The organism is Chromohalobacter beijerinckii, assembly GCF_023061185.1.
Classification (GTDB): Bacteria; Pseudomonadota; Gammaproteobacteria; order Pseudomonadales; family Halomonadaceae; genus Chromohalobacter; species Chromohalobacter beijerinckii.
Genome location: NZ_JAKGAK010000012.1, coordinates 92,109 through 98,932 on the forward strand (window position 1 = coordinate 92,109; position 6,824 = coordinate 98,932).

10 protein-coding genes are annotated in these 6,824 nt (G+C 60.2%); 4 read left to right on the forward strand and 6 right to left on the reverse strand.

What is annotated here, in order from left to right:
• The first annotated feature begins 1 nt into the window (after position 1).
• From L1075_RS10625 to L1075_RS10640, 4 genes are all read left to right on the forward strand, one after another.
• Entirely contained in the window at positions 2-1,045 is a 1,044-nt protein-coding gene (locus tag L1075_RS10625; protein ID WP_246941782.1) for a formate dehydrogenase subunit gamma, read from the forward strand.
• A 116-nt stretch (positions 1,046-1,161) separates the two neighbouring features.
• The gene (locus tag L1075_RS10630) at positions 1,162-1,482 is read left to right on the forward strand and encodes a DUF1244 domain-containing protein (protein ID WP_075369250.1); all 321 of its coding nucleotides are present in this window, start codon (positions 1,162-1,164) and stop codon (positions 1,480-1,482) included.
• A complete protein-coding gene (moaB, locus tag L1075_RS10635; protein WP_178998704.1) occupies positions 1,479-2,003 on the forward strand; it encodes a molybdenum cofactor biosynthesis protein B in 525 nt (174 codons plus the stop codon). Before L1075_RS10630 ends, moaB begins: the two co-directional genes overlap by 4 nt.
• On the forward strand, positions 1,996-3,198 hold the full coding sequence (locus L1075_RS10640) for a molybdopterin molybdotransferase MoeA (protein WP_246941785.1): 1,203 nt from the start codon (positions 1,996-1,998) through the stop codon (positions 3,196-3,198). Before moaB ends, L1075_RS10640 begins: the two co-directional genes overlap by 8 nt.
• A gap of 18 nt (positions 3,199-3,216) precedes the next feature.
• Here L1075_RS10640 and L1075_RS10645 read toward each other — a convergent pair whose 3' ends face one another.
• From L1075_RS10645 to L1075_RS10670, 6 genes are all read right to left on the reverse strand, one after another.
• The gene (locus L1075_RS10645) at positions 3,217-3,771 is read right to left on the reverse strand and encodes an acyl carrier protein phosphodiesterase (RefSeq protein WP_075369248.1); all 555 of its coding nucleotides are present in this window, start codon (positions 3,769-3,771) and stop codon (positions 3,217-3,219) included.
• Between the two features lie 44 nt (positions 3,772-3,815).
• Positions 3,816-4,169 (reverse strand): TusE/DsrC/DsvC family sulfur relay protein, encoded by a 354-nt coding sequence (locus L1075_RS10650; protein ID WP_040241222.1) that lies wholly within the window; start codon positions 4,167-4,169, stop codon positions 3,816-3,818.
• Complete coding sequence (tusB, locus tag L1075_RS10655) at positions 4,169-4,459, reverse strand: sulfurtransferase complex subunit TusB (RefSeq protein ID WP_075369246.1); 291 nt, start codon at positions 4,457-4,459, stop codon at positions 4,169-4,171. Before tusB ends, L1075_RS10650 begins: the two co-directional genes overlap by 1 nt.
• 53 nt (positions 4,460-4,512) lie before the next feature.
• Positions 4,513-4,893: a sulfurtransferase complex subunit TusC gene (gene tusC / locus L1075_RS10660; RefSeq protein WP_040241227.1), complete on the reverse strand. Its 381-nt coding sequence runs from the start codon at positions 4,891-4,893 to the stop codon at positions 4,513-4,515.
• 36 nt (positions 4,894-4,929) lie between these two features.
• Positions 4,930-5,322, reverse strand: a complete 393-nt coding sequence (tusD, locus tag L1075_RS10665) for a sulfurtransferase complex subunit TusD (protein ID WP_075369245.1) — start codon at positions 5,320-5,322, stop codon at positions 4,930-4,932.
• 731 nt (positions 5,323-6,053) lie between these two features.
• Positions 6,054-6,725: a Bax inhibitor-1/YccA family protein gene (locus L1075_RS10670; protein WP_246941793.1), complete on the reverse strand. Its 672-nt coding sequence runs from the start codon at positions 6,723-6,725 to the stop codon at positions 6,054-6,056.
• Positions 6,726-6,824: the final 99 nt, after the last annotated feature.

Genomic DNA, 6,824 nt, shown 5'->3' on the forward strand with positions numbered 1-6,824 from the left:
CATGCACACACTCATGCAATGCCTGTGGCGGCTGCGTATGATCGGTGCGGTGCTATTGCTGGCGGTATTGGCCGCCAGCTTGGCCCCACCTTCATCGGCGGCTGAGCCCGACGAGGAAATCGGTCAAGCGGTGGGCACGGTGGACGCCGATACCTGGCGACAGGTCAAGAGTGGCGAGGACTTCATCGATTCCCGCCATGACTCGACCTACAACCTGATCAACCCCAGCGGCGAAACCTGGCGCCAGGTCCGTAACGAGTGGATTTCGCCCGCCGGCCTGATCGCAATCGGCGGTATGCTGGCGATCCTGGTGATCTTCTACCTTGTCGTCGGACGCAACGACCTCGATCACGAGCGCACGGGTCGCAAGATCCTTCGCTGGACCGCTCTCGAGCGCTCGCTGCACTGGAGCGTGGCGACGCTGTTCATCGCCCTCTCACTGACCGGGTTGAACTTGCTGTATGGCAAATTCGTGTTCCGGCACATCTTCGGCGATGTCTTCTGGGCCAATATGATCATGGGCTCCAAGCTGATCCACAACTACGCGGGCCCCATCTTCGGGATCCTGCTCATCGTCATCCTCGCCAAATGGCTCAAGATGAATTTGCCCAAGAAGCACGACTGGGAGTGGTTCAAGCAAGGTGGCGGCATGGTGGGCGACAAGCACCCTGATGCCGGTTTCGCCAATGCCGGCGAAAAGGTCTGGTTCTGGCTGCTGGCCAGTGTCGGCCTGCTAGTCATCGTCAGTGGCTTCGTGCTCGACTTTCCAATCTTCGGCCAGACCCGCGACAACATGCAGTGGGCCAACATGTTCCACGGCGTGACGTCGTTGATCCTGATGACCGTGGCGCTCGGGCATATCTATATCGGCACCTTGGGCACCGAGGGCGCGTTCGAAGGCATGGCGACCGGCTATGTCGACGAAACCTGGGCCAAGCAGCACCACAACCTGTGGTACGAAGAGGTCAAGGACAGCGCCGGCCAGCCCCAGCAAAACGATCCGCCCGTCGGTGACGACACGGCGACGGCACACCGACCCAATTGAACGCCATAACAAGCGCTGAAACGCCGCAAGCAAGACGACACCGCCCCCGGGCGGTGTCTCTCTTTGTTATGCTAGCTCCATCTCATGATGACATGCCAAGCGAAGAGGCTTTCCCCATGCAACACATCAACGCTGATACGCGCACCGAACTCGAGGCGGCCGCCTTCCGCCAACTGCTCGATCACCTTGACGCCAACAAGGACGTGCAGAATATCGACCTGATGATCCTGGCCGATTTCTGTCGCAACTGCCTGTCCAAATGGCTGGTCAACGCTGCCAGCGAACGGGGTATCGAACTCGACTACGAGACGGCCCGCGAATACGTCTACGGCATGCCCTATAGCGAATGGAAGGAACTCTATCAGGCCCCTGCCACGCCCGAACAACTCGAGGCGCTGGACGCCCGCCAGCAGCGCAAGAAGGACACGCACGCATGAGCGATGCCGCTTTCGTTCCCCTCAAGGTCGCCGTACTGACCGTCTCCGATACCCGCACGGAGGAAACCGACCGCTCGGGCAACGCGCTGGTGGAACGCCTGAAGCGCGATGGACATGAACTCGCCGACAAACGCATCGTCGTCGATGACGTCTATCGTATCCGCGCGCTCGTCGCTCAGTGGATCGCCGAAGAGGGTGTGCAAGTCATCGTCACCACCGGTGGCACGGGCTTCACCGGGCGTGATTCCACCCCCGAGGCGGTCGAGGTGTTGCTCGACAAGCACATCGAAGGCTTCGGCGAGTTGTTTCGTCATCTCTCGTGGCAGGAAATCGGCAGCTCCACCGTGCAAAGCCGCTGCCTGGGCGGCCTGGCCAACGCTACCGTGGTGTTCTGCTTGCCCGGTTCCACCGGCGCCTGTCGCACCGCTTGGGATGGCATCCTTCACGAACAGCTCGACAGCCGCCATCAACCGTGCAATTTCGCCAATCTCGTGATCCCCGGGAGAGGTCAGCATGGCTGAGCTGCAAAGCGTCGAACGGGCACTGGAAGCGCTTTTGAAGGACGTGAAGGCGGGAGATGTCGAACGGATCGATTGCGAAGCAGCGGCGGGCCGCGTGCTGGCCGAACCGGTTACCGCGCGTCTCGACGTACCGCCTGCCGATAACAGCGCCATGGATGGCTATGCATTGCGCCATGTGGACGCCGGTCAGTGGTTACCCATCAGCCAACGCATCGTGGCCGGTCACGCACCTGAGTCGCTCACACCAGGCACCTGCGTACGCATCTTCACCGGCGGTGAAATACCGCCGGGTGCCGACACGGTAGTGATGCAGGAACGCGTGGAGGCACGCGTGGAGGCGCAAGATGCCCAGGCGCATATTCCCGGCGACATCACGCTGGGCGATAACGTGCGTCGCCGTGGACGCGACGTGGAGGCCGGCACTCCGCTTCTGGAAGCAGGCACTCGACTGGAAGCGGCCGCCTTGGGGCATCTGGCAGGTCAGGGCATCACGCAGGTCGACGTTTATCGTCGCCCGCGCGTGGCGCTGCTCTCCACCGGCGATGAAATCGTCGACCCGAGCCAGTCGCTCGCACCGGGGCAGATCCATAACTCCAACCGCCCCATGCTCTCGCGCCTGCTCGAACGCTTCGGTGCCGAGCTGGTCATGCGCGAGCACGTGCCCGATGACTTCGCAACGACCCAGCGCCTCTTACGCGAGGCCGCCGAACGCGCCGATATCATCATCACTACGGGTGGCGTCAGCGTGGGCGAAGAAGACCACGTCAAGCACGCGCTGGAATCACTAGGTCAGTTAGATCTCTGGCAGCTGGCCATGCGCCCCGGCAAGCCACTGGCCCTGGGAAGGGTCGGCGAGGCGCGGTTAGTAGGCCTACCCGGAAACCCTGTGTCCTGCTTCGTCGGTGCCTGGGTCTATCTGCGCCCGCTGATCGGAGCGTTTCTTGCCTGTCCGCGCATGGCCACGCTACCCCGCTTGTGGGCGCGTGCAGCGTTCACCACGCATACGCAAGCACGTCGCCACTACATGCGCGTGAGGCTCGAATTCACGCCCGAGGGTGTCGTCGCGCATGCCTTCGCCGATCAGAACTCGGCTGTGTTGTCCTCCTGCCTGGAGGCCGACGCTCTGGCGGTCGTACCCGAACACACCACCCTCAACGAGGGCGGGCGTGTGGAATGCCTATGGCTAACGGATTAATACCACTGAAAACGAGGCCTAGTCAGCGCTCAACGCTTTATTGAGCGCCGGCCAGAGGACATGGAAGTCGTGCTCTAGTGCGGGATAGTCGGTGCGCAACCAGGGCACCAATTCGGCCAAGCGATTGGGACCACTCAAACGACGCCCGAGGCCCGCGATCGCGTGGCAGGTAAAGTCGAAGTCGGCGTAACGACTCAGCCAGTCGTCTTCGATCAGGGCGGGAATCATAGGTGCCAAACGACTAGGGGCTCGCCCCTGGGCATGGAGCACCCGGTAACAACGCGCAATCAAGGCAGCATCGGCATGATCGCGCGCCACGAAATGATCCCAAACCAGATCCAGCGCAATGCCCACCACACGTCGCTGAGGACGTGGTGCACGCTCCCGCACGCCTCGGATCACGGCATGGTCATCGACCCAGGCGTCTACACGACGGTGATGGCGAATACCGCGCGCGATCTCCGCCGCCCAATCGCCATCGGGATTACCCTTGACACCATCGGCGATCAAGTTGCCGTACAGGAAGGCGTCGTTGCCGCCACGTGCCAGCCAGGCGTGTGCAAGAAAGTTCATCGAAAGCCTAGACAGTTCTTAAAGACAGCTTTTAACGCCAGTCCTTAAAGACAGTTGGTTGGTTTGGGCAATCCCGCCAGGCGCGCCCCCACCTTTGCGGGGCTGTCGGGAAACAGCCGCATCAAATGCAAGGAGCGCCCTTTATCGGGCCCCAGCGCTTGGCTGACGGCCTTGACCAGGGGACGCATCGCCGGCGCACTTTCGTAACGCGCATAGAAGGCCCGCAACACTTCGAGGACTTCCCAATGCTCGGGCGTCAATTCCCGGCCTTCCTCGGCGGCCAGTGCCTCGGCCACGGCCGGCGTCCAGACCGCTAGGTCAACCAAGAATCCTTCGGGGTCGAGCCCAATGTCGCGGCCTTCTACCGTGATATAGCGTGTCGCTTGCGTGGTCGCCATCAGAACCAGCTCACCGTGCGTTGCGCTTCCTCGGTCAGCGCCACGAAACCGTCCATGTCCACGATCGTCACGCTTGCATCGCAGCGCCCCGCCAGACCGCGCGATTCCAGATCCTCGCGCAGGGCGAACAAGCGCCCTTCCAGTCCGGGAAAATGTTGTACCTGTGCACTCACCGCGCCAAACACGCCATCTTCGATAAGCATCAACCCATCTTCCTCCCCCATCGCGCGCAATACGTCCTGATGAACGGAGCTCGAACTCGGGGCACGATTGAGCAAGTGCAACAACATTCGCAGGTGTCTCCTAACAGCGCTATCCCACTGACGTTCAGTGCGGGCAGCGTTCAGAAATTGAAGATTTGACGATGCCCGGCAAGCACCGTCGAGAGTTCCGACGTCGGCACTTCAATCACCGGCAAGAGCAGATCGTCGCGGGTTAATCCGCGCGCTTCGAGCGAGTCGACATCGATATACAAGCGCTCGATATCGTACATCTCGAGCATCTCGAAGGTGCTTTGGGAGCCCTTCTGTCCCAGCGGGCCCGGGCCCTGTCCCCGAAGCAATGCCCAGACGCCGTCTCCCATCAGCAACAACGAGACGGACTGACCGAAGGCCGCGCCCACCAATGCTAGATCGAGAGCCTCGCGTAGCCATAAGCTGCCGTGCGGCGCATGGCGCAGCATCACCAGAAGATCGCCGTGCGGCGCCTCGGTTATCTCGGACATGACAGTCCCCCGTGACATGAATGAGCGACGCCTTCTTCAGGGCGCGAAGGTAATCAGCCGCTCGTGCGTTTGGCCGATGTCGAGCAACTGACCCAACCCTGTCAACTCGAAGGAAGGCTCGAGACTCGCCCCGCTCTTGCCATGCCGTTCGGCCTCACGGGCATCGAGCAAGCCACGGCGCAGCGCCGCCGCCACACAGACCTGCAAGGCGGTTCCATGCGTACGCTGCAAGTCGCACCAGGCATCGACCAAGTGGGGTTCATCCTGCGGTGGCGCTGCGAAGTGCGCCGCGTTGTGAACCCCATCGTGATAGAAGAACACCGTATCGACACGATGCCCCCGTGCGATGGCGGCATGCGCGAAACGCAAGGCGGAATGCGCTGCCTGATGGCTATACGGGCCTCCTAGCACGAGCAGGGCGTAACGCATCGAAGAATCTCCCGTCACTGACGCGGTGAATGACGCTATTGTCCTCGACGTGGCGAGGTCAGGCAAATCATGGATACACCAAACGTCATGATATCAAACGATCATTGACGCCAACCAAGTTAGCGAGTATATTTTTAACAAGCTAACGTATAGCGCATCTTTAGCTAGCGATACGATCTGTTGATATCCCCAACCTTGGCCGCCTTTCTAGGCGGCTTTTTTTATGCCTTGCCGCAACAGGGGCAACTAATATGAGCGCCGTCACGGTTTGTGCGAATCCTCTTTAGCCGTTACGAAATCCGGCTAAATTGAAAGTGTCTGTGTCGTAATGTACCGGCACACCTGCTGATTCGTGGAGGTTACGATCATGACCGTTGCCCTGCTTGCCCCTACAAAACGCCCGCCAGCAACGATGAAGCCGGCCGAAACGGCTGTTTCAACCACGTTGTCGATCACTCATAGCGATAAAGCAACCCTCTTGGGTCCGAGGCCTAAGTGCGAGATAGGCTGCCTGGCGCTCCTTCGTCATGACCTACACCTTCGTCATGACATATATGACACCGAGGATATCGCCAATGCCCGCCGCCGCGCGATTTTCTATACCCGCTGGCACGGACTCGCCGCCCCCCTCCTGCAACTCTGGCGCGGATAAAACGCCCCCTACGCAAAAGGCCCACACCTCTCGAGATGTGGGCCTTCGACAGACAGGCGCAACAGCGCCACTTTCTGCATCAATCGTTGGACATGAAGCCCAGAAGAGACAACAAGCTAACGAACAGGTTGTAGATCGACACGAACAGGGTAATGGTCGCCAAGATGTAGTTGGTTTCCCCTGCGCGATGGATGATCTCACTGGTCTGATACAAAATCGCAGCCGACGAGAACAGCACGAAGCCTGCGGAAACGGCTAGCGCCAAGGCGGTGATATTGAAGATCATCGCCGCGACCATTGCCAGTATCAACACGATCGCCCCGGCGATCATGAAGTTACCCAGGAAGCTGAAATCCTTGCGGGTAATCAAGGCCACGGCGGACAGCCCGATGAAAGTCGCGCCTGTCATCCCCAGCGCAGTCATCACCAGTTGCGCCCCATTGGGCAATGACAGGTAGAGGCTCAACATCGGCCCCAGCGTGAACCCCATGAAGCCTGTGAAGGCAAAGATCGACAAGATGCCCGCCGCCGAATTCGCGGTCTTGTGAACCAGGAACATCAAGCCGTAGGCGCCAATCAGGAAGATGAAGATATTCATCTGTCCGATGCCCATGGCCATCGCGGTTCCCGCCGTCACAGCGGAGAACAACAGCGTCATGGCCAAGAGCATATAGGTGTTACGCAACACCTTGTTAGTACTGATTTCCGATCGCGTCTGCTGACCAGCAATCTGAGAAGTGCGGTGTGCCATGGGATTTCTCTCCTCGGTGGCGCTGAAAACTATAAGGTAAGACCAAGGATGCCCCGCTTGAGTTCCCACTGCAAGATGGATATTCAACGCCCCGGCGTT

Coding starts and splice junctions, on each gene's coding strand:
- L1075_RS10625 (WP_246941782.1), top strand. CDS start 2: ATGCACACACTCATGCAATGCCTGTGGCGGCTGCGTATGATCGGTGCG.
- L1075_RS10630 (WP_075369250.1), top strand. CDS start 1,162: ATGCAACACATCAACGCTGATACGCGCACCGAACTCGAGGCGGCCGCC.
- moaB (WP_178998704.1), top strand. CDS start 1,479: ATGAGCGATGCCGCTTTCGTTCCCCTCAAGGTCGCCGTACTGACCGTC.
- L1075_RS10640 (WP_246941785.1), top strand. CDS start 1,996: ATGGCTGAGCTGCAAAGCGTCGAACGGGCACTGGAAGCGCTTTTGAAG.
- L1075_RS10645 (WP_075369248.1), bottom strand. CDS start 3,771: ATGAACTTTCTTGCACACGCCTGGCTGGCACGTGGCGGCAACGACGCC.
- L1075_RS10650 (WP_040241222.1), bottom strand. CDS start 4,169: ATGGCGACCACGCAAGCGACACGCTATATCACGGTAGAAGGCCGCGAC.
- tusB (WP_075369246.1), bottom strand. CDS start 4,459: ATGTTGTTGCACTTGCTCAATCGTGCCCCGAGTTCGAGCTCCGTTCAT.
- tusC (WP_040241227.1), bottom strand. CDS start 4,893: ATGTCCGAGATAACCGAGGCGCCGCACGGCGATCTTCTGGTGATGCTG.
- tusD (WP_075369245.1), bottom strand. CDS start 5,322: ATGCGTTACGCCCTGCTCGTGCTAGGAGGCCCGTATAGCCATCAGGCA.
- L1075_RS10670 (WP_246941793.1), bottom strand. CDS start 6,725: ATGGCACACCGCACTTCTCAGATTGCTGGTCAGCAGACGCGATCGGAA.